Genomic DNA, 25,937 nt, shown 5'->3' on the forward strand with positions numbered 1-25,937 from the left:
TCCCAGTACATGATGGCCTCCTTCCTTGCGCTAGGCGCAAGGAAGGAGGCCATCATGTACTTCAAGGCTTGACCACGTCGGGAAGCGTGCGCGAGACGTGCGCGGCCGCGGCCTCGCCCAGGCGCGAGTGCAGCGTGAAGAAGAGGTCCGCCGCCCGGATCCCGGCCCAGCCGGACGGGAGCAGCTCGGCTGGCAGGCCAGGGTCGAGGTAGGGCAGCCGCCGCCAGTCGGTCAAGACCCGGACGTAGTCGGCGAACGCTTCGGCCTCGTCCGTGGTCTTGCGCCGCTGCCACCGGCGCAGCGCTGGCGTGTGCTCGGCGAGGAAAGCGGTGTAGAGCGCCTCGAGCTGGTCGAGGTCCCACCATTCGCGGATCTTGTCCCGCACGTCACCGAACGCGAGATGCTCGGCGTGGAAGAGATCGGCGTAACCCTCCAGTTCGAGCCGTCGCAGCATGTCGGAGGTCGCGTCGCGCAGGTGCGCGGGCGCGATCCAGACGCCGGACGACGCGGTCCCGAAACCGAGCCGGGCGAGCTGCGTGCGAAGAACGTGCCTTTTGTGCCGTTCGGCCTCCGGGACGGAGAACACCGCGAGCAGCCAGCCGTCACCGGGGGTGGCGCGTTCGCGGCGGAAGATCCGCTCGTCGCCTTCGCGAAGGATCGCCAGCGCGGTCTCGGAAAGTTCGTACCCGGCCGCCCCGTTCCGGCGGACCGCGGAAAGGATCCCGCGGCGCTTCAACCGGGAGATCGACGACCGGACGGCGGGCTCCTCGACGTCCACAACGGCCAGCAGATCGATCAGGGACCGGACCGAAAGCCAGCCGCCTTCGCCGCGCGAGTACAGGCCGTACACGGTCACGATGAGCTGGCGCGGTTGCGCCGTTCGCCCCGCGCCGTCGACTTCGGTTGCCTCCGACACGGCCGTCACCCGGTCACCATAACAACGAGCCACCCGCTTCCGGCCCCTCGGCGTTTCGGCCGTGACCGAAGTGTTCCGCACTTAACGTCACGGTATGGAGAATCCGCTGATCGAAGCCCCCGTCCCGCCCGTGCCCCGTGACGTCGAGCCGGGAGGTGTCCGGTGGTTGCGGGCGAACGTGGCCCGGTTCAGCCGCCCGGAGGACCACTCGCGGCGGCGGGCGTTCGTGCTCGCGGATTTGGCGCCGATGGGGTCCTTGCGGGACAAGGCCTTCGCGCTCACCCGGGAGCTACGGCACGAAACGGCCGACCGGATCGTGTGGACGGTCCCGGTCGCCGTATTGGCGGCCGAGCTCGACCTGCCGGACGTTTCCCGCGACATCGCAACGGTTTCCGCCTGCTATCACCCGCACACCGAACCCGGCGCCGACGCGGACGAGGCCGTGGCGCGGCTGATCGAGGTCTGCGGCGGCGACGTCGACGAGCGGACGGCCGCGCGGATCGGGTTGCTGGTGCAGGCCTGCGACGCCACGGCGAAGCTCCTCACCAAGGCGTTGACCGCGCACCGGCCCGGCGAGGACGCCGCGAGTCTGCTCGATCGTGTCCTGCGGGAGGATCCGCCGGTCCGGATCACCCGAAGGTGGGTCGGCGGCGAAGTCGTCGAGGTGGATCTCTCGGATCGGCCGTTCGGAGCAGGGCCGAAGTGCTGCCCGGGGCAGACGCAGGCGCTCGCGGTGGCCACGGGCATTCTCGATGCCCTCTTGTGCTAATACTTACCCCGGTCATCTGGAACTGGGGAGTTTTCCATGCTGTATTTCAACGGTCTATTCGGCGTTCTCACGCTCGGCCTGTGGATTTTCTGCATCGTCGACGTGATCACCACCGACGAGGGCTCGTGCCGCAACATGCCCAAGGGGATGTGGCTCCTGCTGGTGCTGCTGATCCCGCTGATCGGCTCGATCGTCTGGCTGGTCGCCGGCCGTCCGCAGCATGCCGCCCGCGCCCCGCGCGGCCGCTACGAACGTGAGTCCCCGGCGTTCCCGGAATACGACCGGCCTGGCCGCTTCGCCGCGACGAGCCCCGAGGACGACGAAGAGTTCCTGCGCAAGTGCCGTGAGCGCGCCGAAGCGCAGCGCCGCAAGGCCCGCGAGAACGGCTCTGAGTAGCCTCGGTGGAGAGATCGACTCTGGAGGAAAGAATGTCCGACACGCTCGACTGGAACAAGAACATCATCAAGGAGTTCCGCGAGAACGAGGGAAAGGTGGGCGGCCCGTTCGAGGGTGGCTCCCTGCTGCTACTCACCACTATCGGCGCGAAGAGCGGCGAGCCGCGGACATCGCCGCTCGCGTACGCGGAGGAAGACGGCAAGTACGTCGTCGCCGCGTCGTACGCCGGGGCCGACAAGAACCCGGCCTGGTACCACAACATCCTGGCGAACCCGAAGGTCACCGTCGAGGTAGGCACGGAGAAGTTCGAGGCGACAGCCACCGTCGTCCTCGAAGACCGCGCCGAGCGCGACAGGCTCTACGCCAAGATGGTCAGCCTCATGCCGGGCTTCGCCGACTACGAGAAGAAGACCGACCGGGTCATCCCGATCGTCACGCTCTCCCGCTGACCTCCCGCTGACCTCCCGCATTTAGTCCTCTGAATGCGGTAGTTGCCCACGCTGACTACCGCATTCAGAGGACGAAACGCGGGGCGTCAGTCAGCGGGCGGCGCTGGGGGCTTCGACGGCTTCCGGGCGCTTGAGTTCGGCCTCGGCCGCCCGCAGTGCCTTGCGCTCCTGGCTGCGCGCGATCAGCTTCTTGCCGACGAGGATCATCGGCTGCTCGACCCAGCGGTGGATCAGGTCCGCGATCGCGAGCCCGACCGCGAACACGGTCAGCGCGCTGATCATCCGATGCTGGCCCAGCGGCGGGATCGCCTCGACCACCACGAAGTGCACCGGGCCCTGCAGCAGGTAGAGCGAGTACGACCGTTCACCGACGAAGCGCATCGGCTTGGTCGCCAGCAGCCAGCGCAGCGGGCCCGGTGAGACCAGCACGACCAGCAACAATGCCGAAAGCAGACCGTAAGCGAGCAGCAGCCCGAGGTTGCTGCCGGTCTCCCGCCACAGGCTTTCCATGTTGACGTGCAGCACGGCGAACGCGCCGAACACCGGGATCGCCGCGAGCGGATGGGTCAGCGGTTTGACCACCGCGTAGGACCGGCGGTAGTGCATCGCGACCGCCAGCACGCAGCCGATCAGCAGGATCGCGTAGTGCACGGTCGACTCGTAGATCGGCGCGTTCGGCCCGGGGACCCAGCCGCCGGTGACCCCCACCAGCCCGGCCATCACGGCGAACGCGGCGAAGGCCAGCGCCAGTTTGCGCCAGGCCGCGGCCAGCCCGACGGCGCCCGCGACCACCAGCAGGAACGGCCACACCAGGTAGAACTTCTCCTCGATGCCCAGCGTCCACGAGCCGCTGAAGAAGTTGTCCGCGCCGTCCGGCTTGCTGCCGGGCAGGAACTCGTTGAAGAACGTCAAGTAGTACTTCAGCGAGTGCGGGAACTCGCGGGCGAAGAACTCGCCGCGCAGCCACACGAACACGATGATCCCGCCGAGGATCACCAGGTACGGCGGCAGGATCCGGAACACGCGGCGCAGATAGAACGCCGAAAGCGAGATCCGTCCTGTCCGGTCCTGCTCACGCAGCAGCAACGTCGTGATCAGGAACCCGGACAGCACGAAGAAGATGTAGACACCCACCCAGCCGGACAGCCAGCTCCACTTCGGACCCGCGAAGTGGAAGAGGATCACGGTGGTGGCCGCGATGGCGCGCAGCCCGTCAAGCGCGGGGAAGCGACGCATGGCGAGGAACTCGTCATGGCCCAATGTGCGCACAGTGCCCCTAATGGCGGTGTCGGCCCGGAAGTATACGGGGACCGCACACTGTGCCTTCGCCCCGGCTGGAGGCCTTCTACCTGCGGATTTCGGAGATCACCCAGCGTCACGCGCCGGTTTGACGTTATGCGTCAGCCGAAACCGGTTCGCCGGGTCGACGGCCGCCTTGACCTCGGCGAGGCGCCGCAGATCCGCCGGGGAGTACACCTTGGACACTTCCTCGCCCGCGTCGCTCTCGCCGTAGACGAAGGTCAGCAGCTTGCCGGTCGACCAGGCCTTCAGCGCGTCGAACAGCTTTCCGTGCGCGGCCTTGATCTCCGGCAGCGCCGCGTCATCCACTACGGACAGTGCGCGCACGGTGAAGGCGGCTTCGCGGTCCCAGCCGACGCCCGGGTGCTCGGGCGCGTCGGACAGCGCGCCGCCGAGCAGGTCCAGCAGGATGACCGTCGGCACCGCGGCGCCGGGACCGGCGTGTTCGAGGATCGCGTCGAGCATCGTGTCGTTCAGTTCGGACACGGTGACGTTGTCGGCGCGGTAGCCGTGCGGGAACGGCGGCTCGTTCGCGATCGAGCCGGATTCGGTGAACGGGATCTCGGCGATCGTGTCACCCAGCACGGGGGCGGCGGCGCGCAGCGGCGCGACGAGCCGTTCGCCCTCGGCGGCGTCGCCGAGGTAGGCGATCCGGATCTGGGCGACGTGCTCACCGCGCAGCGGCTCGGGCACCATCGGCAGATCCGGCATCGGGACCATGCCCAGCGACGACGTCATCTCGCGTGGCATCTCGGCCGCCCAGTCGCGCCAGGCGCGGAGCACCGTCGCGAGCGATTCGGTGCCGAACTGCAGGCTGCCGCCATACAGCCGGGTGACGGGGACGAGCCGGAATTCGAGCGCGGTGACGATCCCGAAGTTGTCGCGGCCGCCGCGCAGTGCCCAGAACAGGTCCTGTTCGGTGTCGGGGGTGGCGCGCCGGAGTTCGCCGTCGACGGTCACGACCTCGATCGCGGTGACGTGGTCGGCGGCGAGACCGTACTTGCGGCCGAGCAGGCTGAACCCGCCGCCGAGGGTGTAGCCGACGACGCCGACGCCGGGGAACGAACCGCTCAGCGGCGCGAGCCCGTGCTCGGCGGCCGCCTCGATGACCGCTCCCCAGCGCACGCCGGCGTCGACCCTGGCGATCTCGCCGTCGACGCGGATCCCGGTCATGCGGTGGGTGGTGACCAGCACGCCGCCTTCGAAGGGCACGCCCACCCCGTGCCCGGTCGAGTGGACGGCGACCGGGAGGTCGTGCTCGGCGGCGTAGCGGACCGCCTCCACGACGTCGGCGGCCGAAGCGGCGGCCACGATCACATCGGGGCGCCGGGGTACCGCGGTCTGGAAGCCGGAAAGTTCGTCGTCGTAGCCGGAGTCGCCGGGGCGGAGCATCGTGGTCATGAGACCAGCCTGATCTCGATCCGGCCAGAAGTCCAAGATCTAGTTGGTCTGACAACTAGAATCGTTGGTTATGGAACTGCGTCAGCTCGAATACTTCGTCGCGGTGGCCGAGGAAGCGAACTTCACTCGCGCGGCCGAGCGGCTGCACGTCGCCCAGCCCGGCGTCAGCGCCCAGATCCGTCGCCTCGAACGCGAACTCGGGCAGCCGCTGCTCGACCGGTCGGCCCGCGCGGTGCGGCTGACCGAGGTCGGCGCGGCCGCGCTGCCGCACGCGCGGGCCGCGCTCGCCGCCGTCGCGGGGGTGCGGCAGGCGGTCGACGAACTCACCGGGCTGGTCCGCGGCCAGGTCTCGATGGGCATGGTGTCCTCGCGCGGGCCGGTCAACCTGCCGGATCTGCTGGCGCGGTTCCACGAACGTCATCCCGCGGTGGACATCACGCTCGCCGAGGCGACCTCCGACATCCTGCTCGCGGGCGTCGCCGACGGCCGGTTCGACATCGCGCTGATCGGGCTGTCGGGCGAACCGCCGCCAGGGATCGGCTTCGAGGTCGTCCTCGACGAACCACTCGTCGCCATTTCCGGGCCGGACGATCCGCTCACCTCGCGTGCCTCGATCACCCTGTCGGAGCTGGAAAGCCGGTCCCTGGTGAGCCTGCCGAAGGGCACCGGGATGCGCGCGATCGTCGACGCGGCGTTCCTCGCCGACAGCGCGCAGCCGCGCGTGACGCTGGAGGCGGGCGACCCGAACGTCGTCGCCGAACTGGTCGGCCGCGGGCTCGGTGTCGCCGTGGTCCCGATGTCGCTGGCGACCCACTACACGGAACTGCACGCCATGGAGATCACCCGGCCCGCCGGGCTGCGGGCGAAACTGGCGCTGGCCTGGCGGACGGAGGGGCCGGTCAGCCCCGCCGCCCGCGTGTTCATCAGTCAGGCGCGGGCTCTGCTCGCGTTGTGAGCCGCCACAGCGAGGTCACCTCCTTCGCGCGCGCGGCGTGCAGCGGATCGCGTGGATCGGTGGCTCGCGGGTGCTTCGGCCGGGTGTCCTTTCGTCCGAGCACTTCGAGTCCGGAGCGCCGGAACGCCGCGAGCAGCTGGTCACGCGTGCGCAAGCCCAGTAGTTCGGCGAGATCGGACAGGATCAGCCAGGCCTCCCCGCCGGGGGTGAGATGCCGGGGCAGCCGGTCCAGGAAGGCGTGAAGCATCCGGCTGCCCGGGTCGTAGACGGCTCGTTCGAGCGGGGTGTGCGCGCGGGCCGGCAGCCAGGGCGGGTTGCAGACGATCAGCGGCGCGCGTCCTGGCGGGAACAAATCCGTCTCCAGGGTTTCGATCCCCGCGAAGCCCAGGCGCTCGAAATTCTCGCGTGCGCAGGCGAGCGCGCGCGGTTCCGTGTCCGTCGCCACGACTCGTTGGACCCCGCGACGGGCGAGAACCGCGGCGAGCACACCCGTCCCGGTGCCGATGTCGAAGGCCAGTTCCGTCGCGGGTAACGGGCTTTTCGCCACCAAGTCGACGTACTCGCCGCGGACGGGGGAGAAGACCCCGTGATGCGGGTGGATCTTCGCGCCGAGCGCCGGGATTTCGACGCCCTTGACCCGCCACTCGTGCGCGCCGACCACGCCGAGCAGTTCGGGCAAGGACACCAGCGACGCGGTTTCGGACGGTCCGTAGACCTCGGTGCAGGCCGCGCGGACATCCGGACCGCGACGCAGCGGCAGAACGTGTCCCGAGTCCAGCGGGACCAGCAGCCTGCCGAGGATCCGCGCGCGACGTGATTGATGGTTTCGCTTGTCCTGAAACGATTTCCCGGCCGCCGACGGGCAGCGGCGGCCCATCGCGGCGAGCAGGTTCCGTGCGTTCGGGAAATCGCCGTGCCAGGTGAGGCCGGTGCCCGACACGGCGAGCCGATACGCCTCGTCGGCGGTGAGTTCGTCGTCGACGTCGACGACGCGGCGTGGTGGATTCATGCCGGTGGTGGTCAGCCAGCGTCGACCACCACCATCCATTATGGACAGGGAGTTCATGGGGTCCGTTCCTGTAGTCCGCCCACGGCGAAGAGACCCGCGGGCGTTGTTCCGTCGGGCGTTTCAGGAACGGCGGCTAGTGAACGGCCGCGGCATGAACCGGTGTCGTCACGAATCCGATGCTACTCCGAAGGCGGCGGCGTGGTCGGCCGCCCAGACCTCGAAGTCCAGTGCCGGCCTGCCGGTGACCTCCTCGACGGTCGAGGTGACCTCGCCGGGCCGGTCCCCCAGTGCGCGGTATCCGGTCAGCATCGTGTCGACGATGAAGTCCGGCATTTTGGCGAGCATGGCCGCTCTGGCGTCGGCCAAGGGAATCTCCTCCCAGCGTGCCGGACGTCCGGCGGCCTCGCCGATGATCCGCACTTGTTCGATCTGGGTGAGCGGCCGCGTGCCCGTGAGGACGTACTTCGCTTGCGCGTGTCCGTCGCCCGTCAGCGCCTCGACGGCCACCGCGGCGATGTCGCGTTCGTGGATCAACGGCATCGCCGCCTCGCCGTACGCCCCGCGGACGACGCCGTCCGAGCGGATCGACGGCGCCCAGCCGAGGGTGTTGGCCGCGAATCCGTGCGGCCGGAGGAAGGTCCAGTCCACGCCGGAGTTTTCGATCGCCTCCTCGACCATCCGGTGCCAGGCGCCGATGGGATTCTCCTGTTCCGCCAAGGAATCGTCGACGGCGCCGGAGGACAGGAACACCACGCGTTTCACGCGTTCGCCCAGCAGCGACACCGTGGGCAGGAGCGCTTCGGCGGAGCCGGAGAGCATCAGGAACACCGTGTCGACGCCGTCGAGCACCGGGGCGATCGTTTCGGGTTTCGCCAGGTCGCCGCGGACGCTGTCGGGCGGCGGGTTCCGGCTCAACGCCCGGACCGGAATGTCCCTCGCCCGCAATCGGCCGACTATCCGCGCGCCGACGTTGCCCGTCGCACCGGTGACCAGGATCGGCTTCATGCCGCCACCGCCGAAACGAGCGGGCGGTACCGCTTGACCGACCCGCCCGACATCCCCGGGAAGGTCTGCACCTTCTTCCACACGTCGGTCGTGCCGATGCCGTCGGCGCCCGGTGCCGCGAGTGCGGCGAGGTGTGCTTCGGCGCTGATCCACTCGGCGTAGTTCAGCACGCGCGTCCCGTCGGTGCTCACATGGAAGTACCCCGAGAGCCCGCCTTCCGGCCGCGCGGGTTCCGAGGCCATCGCGGTGAAGACGAGGTCGATCCACTCCCGTTGCCGCTGTTCGTCGGGGCCTTCGAACTCGACCGAGACGACCACCAAGCAACCAGGCACGCCTTCACCACGCTGCCCGCGGTAGAGGTGGTACACGGGTGCGCCGTCGAGGTTCCGGATCGCGTCTTCGCTGGTCCACTGCTCGTAGGTGAAGGCGCCGTCGTGGTCGATTCCCTCGTAGGCGGTGAAGGAGACAAGCCCTTCGCCCTCGCGCTTTTCGAACGCCGCCCGCGCCGCTTCGGCACTCGGCCATTCCCGCGCCACCGCGACCATCCCGTCCGCCGGGGTCGGCCAATATCCCTTGTGGATGGTCATTTTCGCGATCCCCTGTTCTGTCATGCCTCCAGCTTCGAACTTAAACAAGGGTTTAAGTCAAGCTAAGATGGCGGACATGTCCGAACCGCCGGCCGAACTCACCATCGGCGAGCTGTCCCGGCGCAGTGGTGTCGCCACCTCCGCCCTGCGGTTCTACGAACGCCAGGGCCTCATCGGCAGCAGGCGTACCAGTGGGAATCAGCGCCGGTACCCGCGGGCGACCCTCCGCTTGGTCGCGTTCATCCGCGCGTCGCACCACCTCGGCATCCCCTTGGAGGTGATCGGCGACGTGCTCGCCTTCCTGCCGGAGGGCGCCGCACCGGACCAGGCGTTCTGGCAGCGCGCCTCCGAATGCTGGAGTGCCGAACTGAACAAGCGCATCGAGCAGCTGGAGTGCATGCGCGACCGGTTCACCGAATGCATCGGCTGCGGCTGCCTGTCCTTCGAGCAGTGCGTGCTGGTCAATCCCGGCGACTTCCTCGCGGCGAAGGGGCCGGGTCCGGCACGACTGCTCAAGGACTGATCGCGGCCAGTTTCCGTTCCAGCAGACGGCGTTCGGCGCTGTTCTCCGCTTGCCGGATCGCCGCCTCGTACGCCAGCGCCGATTCCGCCTCGCGGCCGAGCCGGTGCAGCAGATCGGCGCGGATGGCATGGTACAGATGGTATTTCTCCAGCGGCAGGCCGTCGACGACGTCGAGTGCCGCGCCGGGACCGGCCACTTCGGCCACCGCGACGGCCCGGTTGAGCGCGACGACCGGGGTCGGGTTCATCGTCAGCAGCAGGTCGTACAGCTGGACGATCTGCGACCAGTCCGTGCTTTCCGCGTCGGCGGCGTCGCTGTGGACGGCGTTGATCGCGGCCTGGACCTGGTACGGCCCCGGCTGATTCCGCCGCAGGCAGGCACGGACCAGCGTCTGCCCTTCGTCGATCAGCTCACGGTTCCATCGCGACCGATCCTGTTCGGCCAGCAGTACGACGTCACCGTCCGTGCCGGTGCGGGCGGCGCGCCGGGACTCGGTGAGCAGCATCAGCGCCAGCAGCCCGGTGACCTCGGGTTCGTCGGGCATGAGTTCGGCCAGCAGCCTGGCGAGCCGGATCGCTTCGGCGCACAGGTCCTCCCGCACCAGCGCCTCACCGGAACTCGCCGTGTAACCCTCGTTGAACACGAGGTACACCACGGCGAGCACCGAACGCAGCCGATCCGGCAGGTCGGCGTCTTCCGGGACGCGGTACGGGATCTTCGCGTCGCGGATCTTGCCCTTCGCCCGGACCAGCCGTTGCGCCATCGTCGTTTCGGGAGTGAAGAAGGCGTGCGCGATCTCGCCGGTGGTCAGCCCGCCCAGCAGTTTCAGCGTCAGCGCGACCTGCGCGGTGACGGCCAGCGCGGGGTGGCAGCAGGTGAAGATCAGCCTCAAGCGGTCGTCGCGCACGGGACCCTCCTCCTCTGCTTCGTCGCCCGCGTGGATCAGCGCGGCCTGGGCGTGCTTGTCCTCGCGCGCGGCCTCCCGGCGCAGTCTGTCGATCCCCTTGTTGCGGGCGGTCGTGATGATCCAGCCAGCCGGGCTCGGTGGCAGACCGGTGGACGGCCACCGGTCCACGGCCGCGGCGAAGGCGTCCTGGACCGCCTCTTCGGCGACGTCGATGCTGCCGAAGACGCGGACCAGGACCGCGACCGCGCGCCCGTACTCCTCGGTGAAGATCCGGCCGATGTCCTCGGTGCTCAGGGAACGCACGAAGGGTCTTCCTCGCCTTGGAACGGCCGGACCTCGATCGGCAGGTAGGTGATCTCGGCGATCCGGCGGCCCCATTCGAGCGCGGCGTCCAGATCCGGCGCCTCGACGATGGTGAACCCGCCGAGATGCTCCTTGCCCTCGACGTACGGGCCGTCCGTCATCACGATGTCGCCGCTCTCCTTGGCTTGGAGCACCGTCGCCGTGGTCGGCGGGTGCAGCCCGGCGGCGAACACCCAGGCACCCGCTTTCCGCATCTCTTCATTGAGCGCCTGGAGCTTGCGCGCGATCGGTTCGAGGAACTCCGGCGGCGGGGTGGGACCGTCGGGCTGGTAGAGGCTGATGAGGTATTGGGTCATGGCGTCCTCCTCGCTCGGAGCGGCTTGTCACCCCCTATACGAAGGGCGTCCCACCGATTCGACAGCGGGGGCGATACTTTTCCGGTTTTCGTCGTCGACGTATTGTCGCAGGTCAGACTAGCTTGTAGTGCTATCTAGATAGTGCTGCTACATTGCTCGTCGTGGATCAGGACCGGCGAGGCCAGTGGTTGCGAGGAGTGCTGGCGCCGTGCGTGCTGGCGCTGGTCGCCGAGCGCGAGTCCTACGGCTACGAGCTGGCACAGTCGCTCGACGCCGCCGGGCTCGGCCCCATCCAGGGCGGCACGCTCTATCCGGTGCTGTTGCGGTTGCAGCGGTTCGGCCTGGTCACCGCGAGCTGGCGGGACGGCACGGCCGGGCCCGCGCGCAAGTACTACCGGATCACCGCGGCAGGCCGGGAAACGCTGCGGCACGCCACCGCCGACTGGCAGGAGTTCTCCACCGGCGTGGCCTCGATCTTGCTGGAGGGAAAATGAACCACGACGCATGGCTTGCCGCGCTGGCGCACGAACTGCGCCGCCGCGGCGTCGGGGAGAACGCCGCGCGGCAGGTGGTCGCGGAGGCGTCGGTGCACCTGCGGGAAAGCGGCGGGGATCCGATGCGGGTCTTCGGCCCGCCGCCCGCGTACGCCTCGGCCGTGGCCGAAAGCGTGGGACGGCCACGGCGCCGTCCGGGTGAGGTGCTGCTGGAAGCGCGCGGCATCACGAAGAAGTACGGCCGCCAGACGGTGCTGGACGGGGTCGACCTCGTCGTGCGGTCGGGGGAGGTCGCCGCGGTGATCGGCGCGAACGGCTGCGGCAAGAGCACGTTCCTGAGCATCTGCGCCGGGCTGACCGGTGCGGACAGGGGCGAGGTCCGCGTCCGCGGTTCGCTCGGCTACTGCCCGCAGGACGGGGGCACGGCGGACTTCCTCGACGCGGGCGAGCATTTCGTCCTGATCGGCGCGGGCCGCGGGATGAGCCGCGAGGAGTCGGTCCGGATCGGCGGTGCCCGCGCCTCGGCCCTGGACTGGACGCCGGGACGGGGAAAACAGGCGCGACACCTTTCGGGCGGGACGCGGCAGAAACTGAACCTGGTGCTGGCCGGGCTCGGCGAACCGGACGTCCTCCTGCTCGACGAGCCCTATCAAGGGTTCGACAAAGGCACCTACCTCGACTTCTGGCATCAGGTCTGGCAATGGCGGGAGGCGGGCAAGGCCATCGTCGTGGTCACCCACCTGCTCAACCAGCTCGACCGGGTGGACACCGTGCTCGAACTCTCCCCGGCCCGGAAGGCGGTCGCGTGAAGAAGGTACTGACGGTCGCCGAAATGGCGCTGCGCGAACTTCTGCGCCGCCGGACGGTCCTGTTGATCCTCCTGCTGCTGCCGCTGGTGTTCTACCTGAGCAGGCGTGGTGACCACCTCGGCCAGTCGATCCGGTTCGTCTGCCTCGGCCTCGGCTGGGCGCTGAGCACCGCCGCGCTGTTCGCCGGCAGCGCGAGCCGTGCCATGGAACCCCGGCTGCGGCTTTCGGGCTACCGCTCCCATCATCTGTACCTCGGCCGGTTGAGTGCACTGTGGACGGTCGGACTGGTCTTGTCCGCGCCGTACTTCGTGCTGATCCTCGTCGACCAGCACGACGTCCGATACGGCTCGGTCGGCCTGATCATGCTGCTGACGCTCGCCGTGTCGGCGCCGTTCGGGCTCGCGCTCAGTTCGGTGCTGCCGCGCGAACTCGAAGGGACGCTGGTCCTGCTGGTGGTCGTCGGCCTGCAGATGATGGCCGATCCGTCGAGCCTGATCGCGCGGCTGCTGCCGTTCTGGTCGAGCCGGGAGATCGGGACCTACGCCATCGAACACACCGACTCCGGGTACCTGACCAGGGGGATCGCGCATGGCGTGATCTCGATGGCGGTGCTGCTCGCGGCGGTCGCGGTCGCTTCGGGATTCCGGCTGCGGCGCCGCTCGCATCTCAAGTTCGGTTAGCGGGTTTCTCCAGTAGCCGGGCGGTTTCCCGATGGAGCCGCTCGGCTTCTGCGGAGGTAGCGGTGTCGAGTTCGACGCGCTTGCCGCGTAGGTAGGCGCTCAGCGGTGTTTCCGGACGGTTCTCGATGAGGTCGAGCATCGGCCGGATGGCCTTCTCCGGTGGAGTGCCGAGGACCTTCGCAAGGATGCCGACCATCGCGCGCGACGTCTTGCCGAGCGCGCCTTGATGGCTCGTGCGGACGAAGCCGGGGTTGTAGAGCACGTACCGCACGTGGTCGGACGCCAGCCGGAGCGCGGACAACAGACCGAGCCGACGGCTCTGGAGATTCGCGATCTTCCAGGTATAGCCCCGTTCCAGCTGGAGATCGTCCCAGTGGACGGCGTCTTGCGGCGCGCCGGGGACGGTGGTGTCGAGGACCAGCGGTCGCTCGGCGGCGCCGAGGACTTCCTGGAGTCGCGACGCGAAGATGTGGCGGCTCAGGTAGTAGAGCGCGAAGTTGTGTTCGAAGCCTTCGCTGGTCACCTGGCGGTCTCGATGTACGTACGCGGCGCCGAGCACCAGCGTGTCGACAACGGGGAACCGTGCGGCGATCTCCTTGGTGACGCGCAGGTTTTCCGCGACTTCGCGAAGGTCGGCCTGGAAGAAGTGCGCGTCGCCGTTCCTTGCCAGCTCGCGGAATTTCGCTTCGCTGCGGCCCACCACGATGACGGTGTGGCCTGCCCCGAGCCGGTCGGCCGCCAGTGCGCGGCCGAGGCCGTCGGTTCCCCCGGTGATCACGATCGTGGACATGGTCTCCTCCTGTTCCGGAACCTGTGTTCCGGAACGCACTGTATCCGAAACATTCGTTCCGGAACAGCTAGGATCATCGACATGACCACTTCGCGACGTCAGCGCTGGGACGCGGCGCGGAACCGGGCACAGGTGCTGGACGCCGCGCGCGAGTCCTTCGCCGAACGCGGTCTCGCGACCGACGTCCGGGAGATCGCGCGGCGGGCGGGCGTCGGCGTCGCCACCCTGTACCGGCACTTCCCGACCAAGGACGACCTGGTCGAAGCCGTGCTGGCGGAGGACGTCGCCGAATGGACAGCCGTCTCCGAGCGCGCGAAGGCCGCCGAGGACGCGTGGGAAGGGATCGGCCTGTTCGTCGAGCGGACCCTGGCGATGATGGCCCGTCACCGCGCGTTCCTCGACGGGCTCACCGTCACCGAAGGCGCCCTCGAAGCCTGCCGGGCGCACCTCGCCGAGAGCCTCGATGGCCTGGTCGAACGCGCGCACCGGGAGGGCCGCCTGCGGGCCGGGATCACCTCCGCCGACATCGGCCTGCAGATCCTCGCGCTCGGCCGGATCGTCGAACTGACCTCGTCGCAGGGCGATGACGTCTGGCGCAAGCACGCCGCTCTCGTGCTGGGCGCGCTCGCGACCTGAGGTCCTGGCTGGTACTGCCGGACCTAGGTCGAACAGACCGTTCCACCTCTCCGCCCTAGCGGGTTTCCTGGACTCAGAACGCGACAACGAGTCCACTTAGGAGAGACAGAGATGACGAACTCCCCGGCACGGCACGCGAACAGGGTCGCCGTCGTCACCGGCGCGTCCAGCGGCATCGGCGAGGCGACCGCACGGCGGCTCGCCGCCTCCGGTGCGGCGGTCGCGCTCATCGCCCGCCGGGCCGACAAGCTCGAGACGCTCGCCAAGGAGATCGAGCAGGACGGCGGTACCGCGCTGGTGCTCGCGGCCGACGTCGCCGACGCCGACGCGATGCGGGCCGCGGCGGCCGAGGTCGAAGCGAAACTGGGCCGCGCGGACCTGCTGTTCGACAACGCCGGCGTGATGCTGGCCGCGCCGATCGACGAACTCGCGACCGGCGACTGGCAGCGCATGATCGACGTCAACATGTCGGGCCTGATGAACGCGATCGGTGCCTTCGTCCCACAGCTGGTCGCTTCGGCGGATGAAAAGGGCGTGGCCGACCTGGTGAACACCTCGTCCATCGGCGCGCAGGCCGTTTTCCCGTCCTTCGCCGTCTACGTCGCGTCGAAAGCTTTCGTCACGCACCTGTCGAAGAACCTTCGCGCGGACCTCGGCCCGAAGGGCGTGCGGGTCGCGGCGGTGGAGCCCGGACTGGTCAAGACCGAGCTGCAAGGCCACGTCACCGACGCCGGCGCGCTCGAATGGCTGGACGGCGTGCGCGAGACGCTGACCTGGCTGGAGCCGGACGACATCGCCGAGACCGTCGCGTTCCTGACCTCGCTTCCGGCGCGGGTGAACCTCCAGCAGGTCACCGTGATGCCCACCTGTCAGGTCTGAGCCGAGGGCCCGGGAAAGAGGATCCGGGCGATCGCGCGGGCGGCGGTGTCCGGATCCTCGAGATGCTCGGCGCGCAGGGCGCCGGTGAGCCACAGATTCGCGAAACCGTGCATCAGCGACCACGCGGCGACTCCCGCCATCGCGTCGTCGCTGACCGACGACGCGCCGCTGGTCAGCAGGTCACCCGCGCGGTCGCGGGCGGCGACCAGCGCCACGTCGTCCTCGCGGTGGAGTTCGGGCCGGAACATCACCTCGAAATGCGCGCGGTGCTTGATCGCGAACCGCACGTAGGTCACCCCGACCTCCACGAAGTCGCGCGTGCGCTCTTCGGCGGCGGCGAGGGCGTCCGCGAGGAGTCCGAACCCCTCGGCGGCCAGTGCGGTGAGCACTCCGGCCTTGTCGCCGAAGTGGTGCACCGGACCGGCATGGGAGACACCCGCGCGCCGCGCCAGGTCGCGGAGGCTGACCCCCGCCGGGCCGTGTTCGGTGATGGCCGCGATGGCGGCGTCGAGGACGGCCCGACGGAGGTCGCCATGGTGGTACGGACTCATGCCGACGAATCTAGTCATTGACAAGATAGGGTGCAACAACGCATCTTGTCAGTGGAAAGTTTCACCGTCAGGAAGGCTTCGGTCATGGATCCCGGTCTCGTTCCCGTCCTCATGTTGGTCGTCGTCACGGCGACGTTGTTCCTGCTCGGGGTGGCGGGCGTGCGACGTTTGCGGCCCTGGCCGGTGGCCGTGCGCGGCGGCGTCGCGGCACTTTTCGTCACCACCGGACTCGCGCATTTCATCGGCATGCGCGAAGAACTCGTCGCGATGGTGCCGCCCGCGTTGCCCGCACCCGAGTTGCTGGTCACCGTCACCGGTGTCCTCGAACTGGCGGGCGCCGCGGGAGTGCTGTGGTCGCGCACGGCGCCGTGGGCGGCAGGCGGGCTGACCGTCCTGCTGCTGGGGATGTTCCCGGCGAACGTGTACAAAGCCCTGAACGGGCCGGTGACTTCGACGATGGGCGAACTGGTGCCGCGGAGCCTGATGCAGGTCGTCTTCCTGGCCGCGACGGTATCGGTGGTCGCGCATTACGTGCCGAACAGTCCCTTTGCCCAAAGGAGACCTTAAGTCTTTCCCAAGTTCGGGCCCGGTACTGGAAAACGGCCCTACCATCTGGGAATGAAGATCTCATTGTGGATCGGATTCTGTGGGCTGTGCATCCTCGCCGGGCACATGCTTCTCGGTGCGGTCGGTCTCGTACTGCTGATGGGCTGTCTCCCGGCGGGGCACGATCACGAATCCGGTGACAGAAAAGAGAAAACGCCCGTACGGCTGGCCTGAAGGCCGCACGGGAGGTTTCACCCCATGGTGCTCGCGAAAGCGAGCGCGCCCAGTGCCGGAATGGCCAATGCCGTCAACCACACCGTCTTCCGGTTCGGTTTGGGACTTTCCAGTAATGCTCGGATGCCGGTCGGAACCAACGCGACACAAAGTCCGGCGGTGCCGATGATCGACATGGTTTCGGTTCCCTTCAGCACGCCCAGCGGCAGAAATCCCATCGTGGCCAGCGCTATCGACCGCACGATGCCGAGCACTTTCGCCCGATAGGCGGCGAAGGCGAGTAGATACCAGCCGAACAAGATGGTGAACGAAAGAAAACTGAACAGGTGCAGGTCCTGATACGACTCGCTGACCACGCTCTCGGCGAAGCCGGCGCCGCGACGTTCGGCGAGGCCCAACGCGGCCTGGTCGATCCCGGCGTGGAAGGTCCGCTCGAACAGTCCAATGAGGACAAAGACGCCGGCCCACGCGGCCAGCGCCGGTCTGCTCCGCCCGATCTTCGTGGCGAGCGCGACGATCGCGGGCCACAGCAGGACCGTGCCCGCCAGGAAACAGGTGTAGGCGGCGGTCATCAGCCCGGGGTGTTCGCTCATCGCCCTGAGCTGGCTGGGGAAGAAGAAGTCGAACCGCGCGCGCAGCAGCGTTCCGGTGAGCAGCAGAATCGGACCCAGCACCATCGAGACCGCGGCGACGCGGCGGCCGGGGAAGACGTAGTCGGTTTCCATACCGGGAAGCCTGCCGACTCGGGCGTCCGCGCGGATCGGCCCGCGGTCGGACTCCGGCGGCTCAGACCGTGGGTGGACTGGTGTCCGTCCGGTGGGGCTGTCGCCGTTTCCCGGCGACGGATACACCCGTTGGTCGAGAACCGACGCGTCTTCGAGCGCGCCGAAGCTGTCGTCGTTATCCGGCGACGGGACGCTCCCCCGGTGTCTTAGGAGAGGCCTATCTGGTCGGAAGCCGGCACCTCTAGTCACCAATGCCCTGTTGGAGCTGTCGCCGTTTCCCGGCGACGGGGCTCAGAACGGCGGCGGTTCGTCGGTCAAAGGGCTTTGCGTGCGGGGCTCGTGGAGCGGTGGTGGTGTGCTGTCGTAGCCGTGCCCGGTCGGGGTGGTGATGGTCAACGTCCCGTCAGCCGCGAGACGGTAGGTCCAGCCGGGTTCGTCTTTGAGCCGGTGATCGCGGCGGCACAGGTCGACCAGCTCCTCGGCGTTGGTGTGGCCGCCGAACTGCCACGGCACCACATGGTCCAGATCGCAGGCCTGCGCGGGACGATGGCAGCCGGGTCTTCGGCACTCCCGATCCCGCACCCGCACAAACTCACCCAACCCCGCCGACGGCCGATACCGATCCCGCCCCAAATCCAGCACCTGCCCCGACAACGGATCAGTGATGATCCGCCGCAACACCGTGTCCGGCCCCGTCGCGATCTGCCGTGCCAGCCCCGCCGGGATAGAGCCATGCCCGGCCAGTTCCGCCGGATCGTTGTTCATCCCGAGGTAGGTGAACAGGTCCATATAGAGGAACACCTCGGTGCGTTCATTCGCCCCGCCCTGTCCGCCGAGCAGCAGATCGAGTGCGATATCAGCACGCAGCTGGTCCAGCGTCCGGGTCTCCCCGCTTTTCCGCAGCGCACGGGCTTCGCGGTCGATCCGGCGGTAGGCGGCGGTGACTTTCTCCACCGGGCCGTCTTCGACCTCGATCGACGCCACCCCCATCTCGCCCTGCCGCAGGGTAAGACGGCGACCTTCCCGATGCCGCCGAGCACGCCTGTCCGCACCATCCCGGTCGACGGTGATCGCCGCGTGATTCGCCGCTTTCCGGATCTGATCGGCATTCCGGCCCGGCAACCGATCCTCCAACACCGCATCCGCGGCACGCGCGTTCTCCTCCGACAACCACGCCGTCGCCGCGACCACTTTCATCGCACCGAAACCACTTAGCTTCCCCTGATCCATCAACGCCAGCGTGCGAGGTAGCCGCGTCATCAACGCCTCAGCGGCGGCGACCATCGAACCCGCGTGACTGTCCACAAGAGACAACTCCAACGCGACCTCCTGCACGACACTTCCCGCACCCCCACGATGCCGGTTCAGCTGAGCCGGCGCCCGGAACCGGACCGCCTCCAGTCGCGCGATCCCCGCCGACGCCGCCTTCGCGACAGCCACGGAATCCTTGTCGTCCAACGAATCTACCGAAGCATTGACCAACTCCAAAAGATCAGGATCAGTGAGTTCTTCGAGAAGGGCCACCGGCGCAGCCTGATAAGTGTCCACGCCACGAACATACGATCGACCACCGACAATTTCCGATCACGCGGCCGCCGCGAAGCGTCGCCGATTTCCGGCAACGGGGAGTTGAGGGATGAGGCAACGTGGCGCGCGGCGGTAAGTCGCACCCTGTCGTGGTTTGTGGCCGCGGATTCCATCGCCATTCTGTGGCGACGGCAACGACGACACGGCCGGACCAGGTCGACCCGGCCTGTTCATGAAGGAATCGGGACACTCAACGTCCCGATTCCTTCATGCACACGGGCACCAACCGCGGCCCCAGCGGAAGCGGGTAGTCGACAGCACGTCGTCGTCGGCGCCGATGGCGAGCATCGCTCAGCACCTGCATCCACACTGCCGTGGGCGCCATCGGCGTGAACCCATCCTGCGCCGCACAAGGACGAAGCGCGGAAAGCCCTGCCGCGCCCGGCTTTCGACCGCTCAGGCTAACCCGGTTCGGCGGGGTGGAGGTCGTGCCCGTTCCAGGTGAACCGGGCAGTGGTCACCGCGTCGTCGCCGTCACCGCCGGTGATGAGCTGGTGAATCCCGACGCCGCTGAGTTCGGCGTAGGTGCACCATTCGTGGTCCGACGTCAGCATCAGGTCGAGGTCGAGCGCGGACAGCAGCCCGAACACCTGCCCCCGGTTGGTGGTGTCGACGCCGACGAACACCTCGTCGAGCAGGATCACCCTCGGTGCCTCGGGCACGGCCTGATAGTGCGCGGCGACGGCGGCGAACAGGGGCAGGTGCAACGCGATCGCTTTCTCCCCACCGGAAAGGGCGCCGTGCAGTTTCTTCGTCAGCAGCTGCCAGCCCGCCCCGTTGGCGCGGTCCACCTTGACCACGAACCGGTGCCACGAGGTGTAGTCGAAGACCTGCGCGAGTTGCTGCTCCCAGCTGGTGGCGGTGTCGTCCGCCTTCGCCTGTTCGACGCGTTCACGGAAGAACTTGTGCAGTGATTCGCGGTCCTCGGCCCTCAGCTGGTCCGGATCCTTCAGCAGCAGATCCCGCGCGGTCTTGGTGCCCGGCGGCAGATCCGGGGAGACCTGCCACACCAGCCGGACGGCGACCCGCGACGCGGTCCGCACCCGTTCCAGGCGCGCGTTCATGCCGTCGACGAGGTCGTTGGCCTGCCGGATGCGGGCCGCGAGATGACGGCGGGTGTCGCCGGTCAGCGTCTTGTCGAACAGGTCGCTCTCGCGGTCGGTGATCTCGTGCCTGCTCTGTTCCGCCTCCGCGTACAGGATCTTCAGCAGTTCGGCCGCGCCGACCCGCAGTCCGTCGACGACGGCGGTGAAGATCTGGACGTCTTCGTCGGTCTCCAGGTCGAGTTCCGCGCGCGAACTGAGCGTGTTCCGGCAGGTGTGTACGGCCTCGGAAAGGCGGTGCAACGCCTCGCCGAGGTTGCTCGGGGCGTGCGGCACGGACGGCCACGCCGCGGCGACGAGGCGGGCCGTATCGAGCGCGGACCGCACCCCTTCCGACGCGGACAGGGTGGCCTGGAACTTCGGCAGGTCCTCGATCCCGCCGTCCGCCGGGAAGACGCCGGTGGCGAGCTTCCGGAACCGGTGCGCGGCCGCGTCCTGCTTGGCGGCGGCGTCTTCGCGGGCCTGCGCGTCGGTCGTGCGCTGGACACCGAGCGCGCCCAGCCGCACGGCCAGCTCCGTGACCGTCCGGTTCGCGGTGCGCAGTTCGTCGCCGAGTTCCCGCAGTTTCGTGCGCAGGCCGTCGATTTCGGCGAGCACCTCGCGCTGGCCGGTGTCGGCGGTGCCTTCGATCGCTTCCAGCATCGCGGTGAGCTTGGTGCGCTCGGCCTCCGCCTCGGCGGCCTCCTTCTCGCGCCGGGCGGCGTTCGCCTCCGAGCGTGCCGCCTGTTCGGCGAACGTTTCGGCGCGCTGGGTCGCGGTGAGCAGGGCACCGTGTTCGTACAACCAGTTCTCGCCCTGGTCGGAGTAGGTGCGCAGCGCCGTGGCGAGCGCGGTCAGCGGTGCGCGTTCGGTCGGCAGCCCGCTTTCCGAAGCCTGTGCGGTCAACTCGTGCAGGGCGGTCTTGGCCTCGATCTCCAGTGCGGAGACGGTCGCCTCGCGCTGCCGGACGGCGGTGTCCGCGGCGGTCAGGTCGGCCTCCGCCCTGGTCAATTCTCCAGTCGCGGCAAGAAGATCTTCGTGACCGGGCCGAGCGGCGCGTTCGATCTTGATCAGCTCGCGCCTGCCGCGCAGCCCGGCCAGATCGCCTTCCAGCTCGGCGATCGTCTTCTCCCGGGCGGAAATCTCATCCCGCAGTTCGGCGATCCGGAGTTCTCGCGCGTGCAGCCGAGCCGGGGAACCGATGTAGGTGGCCCTCTTCTTCTCCCAGCTCCCGGCCAGGCTCCCCATCCGCCAGCTGCCGTCGGCGCCGATCGCGGCCGGCCCCGCGGGCAGCGTGTCGTCGAACGCGATCACCTCCAGCACCCGCCGGATCTTCGCCGGGGAGAGTTCGGCGTCAGGTTCCGGCACCAGGACGTCGGCGAGCGAACGACCCGAAACCACCGGCAGCGTCCCGGTTTCCGCGAGTACGTCATGTCCCTCGACGACGCCGTGGGAGTTGATCCAGGCGTCCAGCAGACCGGCGCCCTCGAGCGCGGCTTCGATGCCGGCGTGGGTGTCTTCGCCGACGGTGGCGGCGAAATCGACAAGCCGCCACAACGGCGCGCCGCTCATCTCGGCCCGGTCCGCCGTCCGGGTACGCGGCGACGCGGGGGCGAGGACGTCCTCCGTTTCGAGCGCACCGGCCTCGACGAGGAGTTCGTCGTGCTCGGTGCGCACGGTGGCCAGCGCGGCGCCGGTCGCCGCCTCCTGCCGGATGATGTCTTCGAGCACGGTCTCGGCGACCGCGCTGACCTTGTCCAGCAGCGCGGCTTCCGCTTCGGCCTCCCGCACGAGCGCTTCCACGTCGGGGAAGCGCAGCTCGCGGCAGCCGATCGCCCACTCGGCGAGCCTGGTGCGCAGATCGCTCAGCGCGAGTTCGCGAGTGGCCGTCGTGAGATCCAGTTTGTCCTGCGCTGCCGAGAACTCCGACCTCGCCTGGTCCAGATCCGCCTCGGCCTGGTGACGGCGGCCGACGGCGCGTTCGTGTTCGTCCAGCGTCTTCGCGACGGCCTCGACCTGGTCGCGTTTGCCGCGGATCGCGGCCTGCAGCAACGGACGGAGCCGGGCCGGTTCGTCCAGTCCCGCGACGAGTTCGTCGTGTACCCCCGCCAGATTCGCGCGGGTCGCGGCGGCACGGACCTCGGTCTCCTGCGAGCGGACGAGGTCCGCCTGCCGTTTCGCGACCTGCCGCGCGGCGCGCGACCGTTCCTCGTCGGCGTCCGCTTCGGCCCGGAGCCGGTCGGCGTCCGCGCGGAGCGTTTCCGCCTGTTCGCGCGCGGAACGGGTCCGCTGCCGCAGCTTGTCGAGTTCCTGACCCTTTTGGTACGACTCGGATTCGGTCAGCCCCGAAAGACGGGCCTCGGCTTCTTCGACGTCCTTTTCGAGCCGCGCCGCGCGTTTCTCGGCGGCCTCCTTCTTGGCGGCGACCTCGTCGTACTCCTCGGCCGAACGGCGGGCGGCCGCGGCCAGTTCGTCGAGTTCGGTGGTCACGGCGATGAGGTTCGCGGCACCCGCGCGAAGGACACGCTGGGCGTAGGTCTTCTGCCGCGCCGCGAGCGCGCGGGTCGCGTCGACCTCGGTCTCCAGCGAACCCAGCCGTTCGCGCTGCGCGTCGAGCCGTTCGAATCCTTCGGCCAGGTCCGCGATCTCCTGCTGCCCCAACGGCGGGAGCGCGCGGGACAGCAGGTTGGACAGCAGGCTCGGGTCGAGTCGCTGCGAGAGTTTCGGCATCCGTAGCTGGAGTAGCGCGGTGATCAACGCGTCGTAGCGCTGCTCGCTCAAGCCGGGGAACAGTTTCGTGCGGATCTCGGTGCGGTATTCGGCCGCGCCGGCGTGTACCGTGCCGCGTTCGCCGAGGTGCTCTTCGAGCGCATTCTTGGTCAGCGGCTGACCCGATTCGTTGACCAGCGGAAGACCGTCGCCGACGCGCTGCCCGGTGGTGAAGAAGTCGGCGTGCACCGTGCTGGTGTGCGTGCTCGCCTGCAGCCGCGCGCCGCAGGTGAACCACTTGTCCTCGCCCATCCGGAATTCGAGCCAGACGAACCCGACACGCGTGGCGCCGGATGCGCCTTCGCCCATCAGGTTCCAGTGCATGCTGCGCTCGCTGGTGCCGAAGGTCGACAGCCGGTTGGCGCGCAGGCTCGCGTCGAACAGGAACGGCAGCAGCAGCTCCAGCGCCTTGGACTTCCCGCTCCCGTTGGGGCCGCGCAACAGCAGGCGCCCGTCGTGGAATTCGAAGATCTCGTCGTAGTAGCGCCAGATGTTGAGGATGCCCGCGCGGGACGGGATCCACCTCGTCACGGTCACGTCGCCTCCTCTTTTCGGCCGGGGTCCCGGTCGGTGTATCTCGCGGCGGCCGGGAGCGGCCGGACGAGTTCGGCGTCGACGCGGACCAGCCCGAAACCGGTCAGCACCGCGAGCGCGTCCACGGTCAGCCGTCGCACGCCGTCCTTGCCGCGGTAGGTCTTGGCCCAGCGCGGGAACCGTTTCAGCAGTTTCGCGGTGGCCTTCTGCAGGTATTCGGTCGTTCTCGGCTCGTCGAGCGCGTCCAGCAGCAGGAGTGCGGCGACCTTGGCGTTGCTGCCGTCGTCCGGGAACTTCTCGTCGGTGGCCAGCCCGTCGACGTCGACGAGCAGCACCCCTTCGGCCCGCTCCTCCAGGACGAATCCGCCCTGTTCCGCGGCGCGCCGCAGCAACTGGCGTCCGGTCGGCGACGCGAGGTACGCGCGCTCCTCCGCGGTCAGCTCGGCGAAGTACAGCACGGGATCGTCGACGAGACGGCGAAAGACCGAATGCCGGAGCCATAGGTTCCGCTGGACGTCGGACGCGTTCGGCGTGTCCTCGTGGCGGCCCGAGGAGAGGCCGTAGCGCTGCTCGTGCGACACCGCGTCCAGCAGTTCCTCGAACCGCAGCGCGACGTCGTCGGCGGGCACGGCGAGCTGCGACGGCCCGACCGGGGCCGCGAGCATCCGCAGCAGCAACGTCGCGTCGACCCGGAACAGCACCTTAGCCGTCACTTCGTCCACAAAGGACTCCGGATCGCCGTCGGCGACGTCCAGGACCCCGAAGGACTCCAGCAGTTTGAGGACGTCCACGAACGCGATGCGCTCGGCCCTGGCGGCGACGTCGAACGTGGTGACGAGGTCGTCGGCGGCACTCGCGCGGCCGACGCGGTCGGCGAGCAGGCCGATGGTGGTCACCGGCACCGTGAGCAGTTCGGCCGCCACCACGCAGAGCAGGACGTAACGCCGCCGGTCGAACGGCGCGCGGCCGGACCGCAGCCGCCGGGCGGGACGGCTGGGATCGGTGGCCGCGCGGACCTTGACCAGCCGGGCGTAGCCGAGCCGGGGTTCGACGGTGAGCGTCCAGCCGCAGTAGTAGTCGAACCACTGCCGGATGGGCTCGCGACGGCGGCGGACGAGGTCGAAGGTCTCCGGGGAGCCGCGTTCGCCGATCAGCGGCGTGGCCAGCATCGCCCGGATCCCGCGGGCGACCTCTTCGCGCTCCGCGATGACCAGTTGGTTCGTCAGGCTCACGCACCGCCTCCGGCCGTGCTGATCTCGATCTCGTAGTCGGGTCCGCGGAAGACGCCGCTCGTCGTGGTCAGGCGCGCGACCGCGCCGTTCCGCGGCGGCCGCAGGATGATCTCGATCTGACCGTCGGACGTCGTGCTCCGCCGGGCGCCGCCGGTGCCGGGAGTGCTGCCGAGCGCCTGCCCCAGCAGATCCAGGAGGCGCTCGAAAACGGTGTGGTCCAGCTTCTCGAACGCCGAAAGCCGCACCACGCCGCCGGTGTCGAGCATGCTCCACGCCGCTTCGAGTTCGGCGCGTTCTTCCACCGCTCTTTCCGCTCTCGCCGCCCTGATCGCGGAGACGTCGCGGACCCTGCCGGTCCGGGTGAACCGCTCGGTGCGGCCCGCGGACCGGAGCAGCTCGGAGACCTCGACCGCAGGCGCGTCGAGCCACGACGCCGTCGTGCTGACCACCTCGGGGTCCGCGTGGGCGAGATGCGCGTGCCGCGCGGAGCTGAGCCCGAACATCGTCGACCACAGGCGATGCAGATCCTCCTGCGCCGGGACGACGGTGAACCACCGCGCCAGCTCCCGGAAATCGGCGACCGCGCTGCTCGCCCGCCGCCGCGATTCGGTGATCCGGTCCAGGACCTGGAGGAGCGTGATGATCGCCCGTCGCGCGACCTGATGCAGGTCCTCGACCCGCGGCGTCGCGCCGTCTTCGGACAGAAACCACGCGCGGAGCCCGTCCCAGCGGGCCTTGCGCACTTCGAGCCAGCGCTGATCCGGGCGCGGAAGGGCAGCGCCGTTGAGCGCGCGCCGGTGCAGCAGCGTGACGCCGTACTCGTCGATCTCCTTGATGTGGGTGGCGATGGCGTGCGTGTGGTGCTCCAGGTCGTTGAGGAACCCCTGGAGATACGCGACCGTGGAGGCCTTGACCTCGTGAAACGTCGAGAGGTCGGCTTCGGCGCGCAGCAGGCGTTGCAGGTCGCCGTTGAACCGCTTCGTGTTGTCGCGGAATGCTTCGAGGTGACTCTCGGCTTCGGACAACGTGCTGAAGACGCGCCTGTCGGTGCCGTCTTCGAGCTGCTTCACCAGCTCGCCGAGCCGCTCACCCAGCGCGTCGAGCGTCGCTGTCTGGAGCGCGCCGGTGGAGTTGAGCACTTCGTTCGCGCGAACGATCCCCGCGTACGCCGCCTCACCCTGGCGTGTGAGCGAATACTGAAGGTTCCGGCGCTCGTACTCGGAGGCCGTCCGGTAGTCGCCCGCGTGATTCTGGACGACGTCGAGCTGGCCGTGGCTCCGCAGCTGATCCAGCGTCTTGACCAGCTCGTCGTCGTCCAGCGTCTCCAGCCAGCCGACCGCGCGCAGCCTCGTGCGGAGGTCGTCGATGCCGAGGGCGGTCTCGAGCCGCTCGTTCGCCTCGCCGAAGGCGTGCAGAATCGCCAGGGGAAGCCCGGACCTGCTGCCGTCGGTGAAACGGAACATTTCGGGCGGTACACGGATCGGATCCATGCGGCCTCCGGCGGATGGTGCGTG

Annotated in this window: 27 protein-coding genes; 12 read left to right on the forward strand and 15 right to left on the reverse strand. The window is 68.9% G+C overall.

Going from position 1 to position 25,937, the window contains the following annotated elements; genetic code table 11:
- Window positions 1-61 precede the first annotated feature (61 nt).
- Window positions 62-925, reverse strand: a complete 864-nt coding sequence (locus AVL48_RS05135) for a PaaX family transcriptional regulator (RefSeq protein ID WP_061984756.1) — start codon at window positions 923-925, stop codon at window positions 62-64.
- Between the two features lie 85 nt (window positions 926-1,010).
- On the opposite strand from AVL48_RS05135, the gene AVL48_RS05140 reads away from it, so the two are divergent.
- The 3 genes from AVL48_RS05140 to AVL48_RS05150 are packed head-to-tail and all read left to right on the forward strand — an operon-like array spanning window position 1,011 to window position 2,530.
- Entirely contained in the window at window positions 1,011-1,685 is a 675-nt protein-coding gene (locus AVL48_RS05140; protein WP_061984758.1) for a cytochrome P450 family protein, read from the forward strand.
- A gap of 36 nt (window positions 1,686-1,721) precedes the next feature.
- On the forward strand, window positions 1,722-2,081 hold the full coding sequence (locus AVL48_RS05145) for a PLDc N-terminal domain-containing protein (protein WP_061984760.1): 360 nt from the start codon (window positions 1,722-1,724) through the stop codon (window positions 2,079-2,081).
- 32 nt (window positions 2,082-2,113) lie between these two features.
- Window positions 2,114-2,530 (forward strand): nitroreductase family deazaflavin-dependent oxidoreductase, encoded by a 417-nt coding sequence (locus AVL48_RS05150; RefSeq protein WP_061984762.1) that lies wholly within the window; start codon window positions 2,114-2,116, stop codon window positions 2,528-2,530.
- Between the two features lie 90 nt (window positions 2,531-2,620).
- Here AVL48_RS05150 and AVL48_RS05155 read toward each other — a convergent pair whose 3' ends face one another.
- Together AVL48_RS05155 and AVL48_RS05160 are read right to left on the reverse strand one after the other, a co-directional pair.
- Entirely contained in the window at window positions 2,621-3,799 is a 1,179-nt protein-coding gene (locus AVL48_RS05155; protein WP_061984764.1) for an acyltransferase family protein, read from the reverse strand.
- A 96-nt stretch (window positions 3,800-3,895) separates the two neighbouring features.
- On the reverse strand, window positions 3,896-5,230 hold the full coding sequence (locus AVL48_RS05160; protein WP_061984766.1) for an FAD-binding oxidoreductase: 1,335 nt from the start codon (window positions 5,228-5,230) through the stop codon (window positions 3,896-3,898).
- 70 nt (window positions 5,231-5,300) lie between these two features.
- Here AVL48_RS05160 and AVL48_RS05165 point away from each other — a divergent pair, with 70 nt between their 5' ends.
- Window positions 5,301-6,185 (forward strand): LysR family transcriptional regulator, encoded by an 885-nt coding sequence (locus AVL48_RS05165; RefSeq protein ID WP_061984768.1) that lies wholly within the window; start codon window positions 5,301-5,303, stop codon window positions 6,183-6,185.
- Here AVL48_RS05165 and AVL48_RS05170 read toward each other — a convergent pair.
- The 3 genes from AVL48_RS05170 to AVL48_RS05180 all read right to left on the reverse strand — a co-directional run bounded on the left by AVL48_RS05170 (window position 6,154) and on the right by AVL48_RS05180 (window position 8,810).
- Entirely contained in the window at window positions 6,154-7,251 is a 1,098-nt protein-coding gene (locus AVL48_RS05170) for a methyltransferase (RefSeq protein ID WP_061984770.1), read from the reverse strand. The genes AVL48_RS05165 and AVL48_RS05170 overlap by 32 nt on opposite strands.
- 108 nt (window positions 7,252-7,359) lie before the next feature.
- The gene (locus AVL48_RS05175; RefSeq protein WP_061984772.1) at window positions 7,360-8,199 is read right to left on the reverse strand and encodes an NAD(P)H-binding protein; all 840 of its coding nucleotides are present in this window, start codon (window positions 8,197-8,199) and stop codon (window positions 7,360-7,362) included.
- Window positions 8,196-8,810: an antibiotic biosynthesis monooxygenase gene (locus AVL48_RS05180; protein ID WP_244162407.1), complete on the reverse strand. Its 615-nt coding sequence runs from the start codon at window positions 8,808-8,810 to the stop codon at window positions 8,196-8,198. Before AVL48_RS05180 ends, AVL48_RS05175 begins: the two co-directional genes overlap by 4 nt.
- A 52-nt stretch (window positions 8,811-8,862) precedes the next feature.
- Between AVL48_RS05180 and soxR the strand changes: the two genes are divergently transcribed.
- On the forward strand, window positions 8,863-9,309 hold the full coding sequence (gene soxR, locus AVL48_RS05185) for a redox-sensitive transcriptional activator SoxR (protein WP_082857559.1): 447 nt from the start codon (window positions 8,863-8,865) through the stop codon (window positions 9,307-9,309).
- Here the strand turns inward: soxR and AVL48_RS05190 are convergent.
- Together AVL48_RS05190 and AVL48_RS05195 are read right to left on the reverse strand one after the other, a co-directional pair.
- The gene (locus tag AVL48_RS05190; protein WP_061984776.1) at window positions 9,299-10,519 is read right to left on the reverse strand and encodes an RNA polymerase sigma factor; all 1,221 of its coding nucleotides are present in this window, start codon (window positions 10,517-10,519) and stop codon (window positions 9,299-9,301) included. The two genes, soxR and AVL48_RS05190, sit on opposite strands and share 11 nt — an antisense overlap.
- Window positions 10,507-10,875 carry a YciI family protein gene (locus AVL48_RS05195; RefSeq protein WP_061984778.1) on the reverse strand — a complete coding sequence of 123 codons (369 nt, stop codon included), beginning with the start codon at window positions 10,873-10,875 and terminating at the stop codon, window positions 10,507-10,509. The genes AVL48_RS05190 and AVL48_RS05195 overlap by 13 nt, the downstream gene beginning before the upstream one ends.
- A gap of 161 nt (window positions 10,876-11,036) precedes the next feature.
- Here AVL48_RS05195 and AVL48_RS05200 point away from each other — a divergent pair, with 161 nt between their 5' ends.
- From AVL48_RS05200 to AVL48_RS05210, 3 genes are read left to right on the forward strand one after another with little or no spacing between them, the layout of a single operon-like run.
- Entirely contained in the window at window positions 11,037-11,369 is a 333-nt protein-coding gene (locus tag AVL48_RS05200) for a PadR family transcriptional regulator (protein WP_061984904.1), read from the forward strand.
- Window positions 11,366-12,178 carry an ATP-binding cassette domain-containing protein gene (locus AVL48_RS05205; RefSeq protein WP_061984780.1) on the forward strand — a complete coding sequence of 271 codons (813 nt, stop codon included), beginning with the start codon at window positions 11,366-11,368 and terminating at the stop codon, window positions 12,176-12,178. Before AVL48_RS05200 ends, AVL48_RS05205 begins: the two co-directional genes overlap by 4 nt.
- Complete coding sequence (locus tag AVL48_RS05210; protein ID WP_061984782.1) at window positions 12,175-12,858, forward strand: ABC transporter permease; 684 nt, start codon at window positions 12,175-12,177, stop codon at window positions 12,856-12,858. Before AVL48_RS05205 ends, AVL48_RS05210 begins: the two co-directional genes overlap by 4 nt.
- Here AVL48_RS05210 and AVL48_RS05215 read toward each other — a convergent pair.
- Window positions 12,845-13,648: an SDR family NAD(P)-dependent oxidoreductase gene (locus tag AVL48_RS05215; RefSeq protein ID WP_061984784.1), complete on the reverse strand. Its 804-nt coding sequence runs from the start codon at window positions 13,646-13,648 to the stop codon at window positions 12,845-12,847. The genes AVL48_RS05210 and AVL48_RS05215 overlap by 14 nt on opposite strands.
- Window positions 13,649-13,729: 81 nt before the next feature.
- On the opposite strand from AVL48_RS05215, the gene AVL48_RS05220 reads away from it, so the two are divergent.
- Both AVL48_RS05220 and AVL48_RS05225 read left to right on the forward strand, forming a co-directional pair.
- Window positions 13,730-14,284: a TetR/AcrR family transcriptional regulator gene (locus AVL48_RS05220; RefSeq protein ID WP_061984786.1), complete on the forward strand. Its 555-nt coding sequence runs from the start codon at window positions 13,730-13,732 to the stop codon at window positions 14,282-14,284.
- 111 nt (window positions 14,285-14,395) lie between these two features.
- Window positions 14,396-15,163, forward strand: a complete 768-nt coding sequence (locus tag AVL48_RS05225) for an SDR family oxidoreductase (RefSeq protein WP_061984788.1) — start codon at window positions 14,396-14,398, stop codon at window positions 15,161-15,163.
- Here AVL48_RS05225 and AVL48_RS05230 read toward each other — a convergent pair.
- The gene (locus AVL48_RS05230; RefSeq protein WP_061984790.1) at window positions 15,154-15,714 is read right to left on the reverse strand and encodes a TetR/AcrR family transcriptional regulator; all 561 of its coding nucleotides are present in this window, start codon (window positions 15,712-15,714) and stop codon (window positions 15,154-15,156) included. The two genes, AVL48_RS05225 and AVL48_RS05230, sit on opposite strands and share 10 nt — an antisense overlap.
- Before the next feature lie 84 nt (window positions 15,715-15,798).
- On the opposite strand from AVL48_RS05230, the gene AVL48_RS05235 reads away from it, so the two are divergent.
- Entirely contained in the window at window positions 15,799-16,281 is a 483-nt protein-coding gene (locus AVL48_RS05235; RefSeq protein WP_061984906.1) for a DoxX family protein, read from the forward strand.
- A 51-nt stretch (window positions 16,282-16,332) separates the two neighbouring features.
- A complete protein-coding gene (locus AVL48_RS38900; RefSeq protein ID WP_156515758.1) occupies window positions 16,333-16,494 on the forward strand; it encodes a hypothetical protein in 162 nt (53 codons plus the stop codon).
- A 17-nt stretch (window positions 16,495-16,511) separates the two neighbouring features.
- Here AVL48_RS38900 and AVL48_RS05240 read toward each other — a convergent pair whose 3' ends face one another.
- From AVL48_RS05240 to AVL48_RS05260, 5 genes are all read right to left on the reverse strand, one after another.
- Window positions 16,512-17,219: a hypothetical protein gene (locus tag AVL48_RS05240; RefSeq protein ID WP_061984792.1), complete on the reverse strand. Its 708-nt coding sequence runs from the start codon at window positions 17,217-17,219 to the stop codon at window positions 16,512-16,514.
- Window positions 17,220-17,510: 291 nt separating this feature from the next.
- Window positions 17,511-18,743, reverse strand: a complete 1,233-nt coding sequence (locus AVL48_RS05245; protein ID WP_061984908.1) for an HNH endonuclease signature motif containing protein — start codon at window positions 18,741-18,743, stop codon at window positions 17,511-17,513.
- Between the two features lie 464 nt (window positions 18,744-19,207).
- A complete protein-coding gene (locus tag AVL48_RS05250) occupies window positions 19,208-23,194 on the reverse strand; it encodes a TIGR02680 family protein (RefSeq protein ID WP_061984794.1) in 3,987 nt (1,328 codons plus the stop codon).
- Window positions 23,191-24,423, reverse strand: a complete 1,233-nt coding sequence (locus AVL48_RS05255; RefSeq protein WP_061984796.1) for a TIGR02678 family protein — start codon at window positions 24,421-24,423, stop codon at window positions 23,191-23,193. Before AVL48_RS05255 ends, AVL48_RS05250 begins: the two co-directional genes overlap by 4 nt.
- Entirely contained in the window at window positions 24,420-25,913 is a 1,494-nt protein-coding gene (locus AVL48_RS05260; RefSeq protein WP_061984798.1) for a TIGR02677 family protein, read from the reverse strand. The genes AVL48_RS05255 and AVL48_RS05260 overlap by 4 nt, the downstream gene beginning before the upstream one ends.
- Between the last annotated feature and the right edge of the window lie 24 nt (window positions 25,914-25,937).

The organism is Amycolatopsis regifaucium (assembly GCF_001613935.1).
Taxonomy (GTDB): Bacteria; Actinomycetota; Actinomycetes; order Mycobacteriales; family Pseudonocardiaceae; genus Amycolatopsis; species Amycolatopsis regifaucium.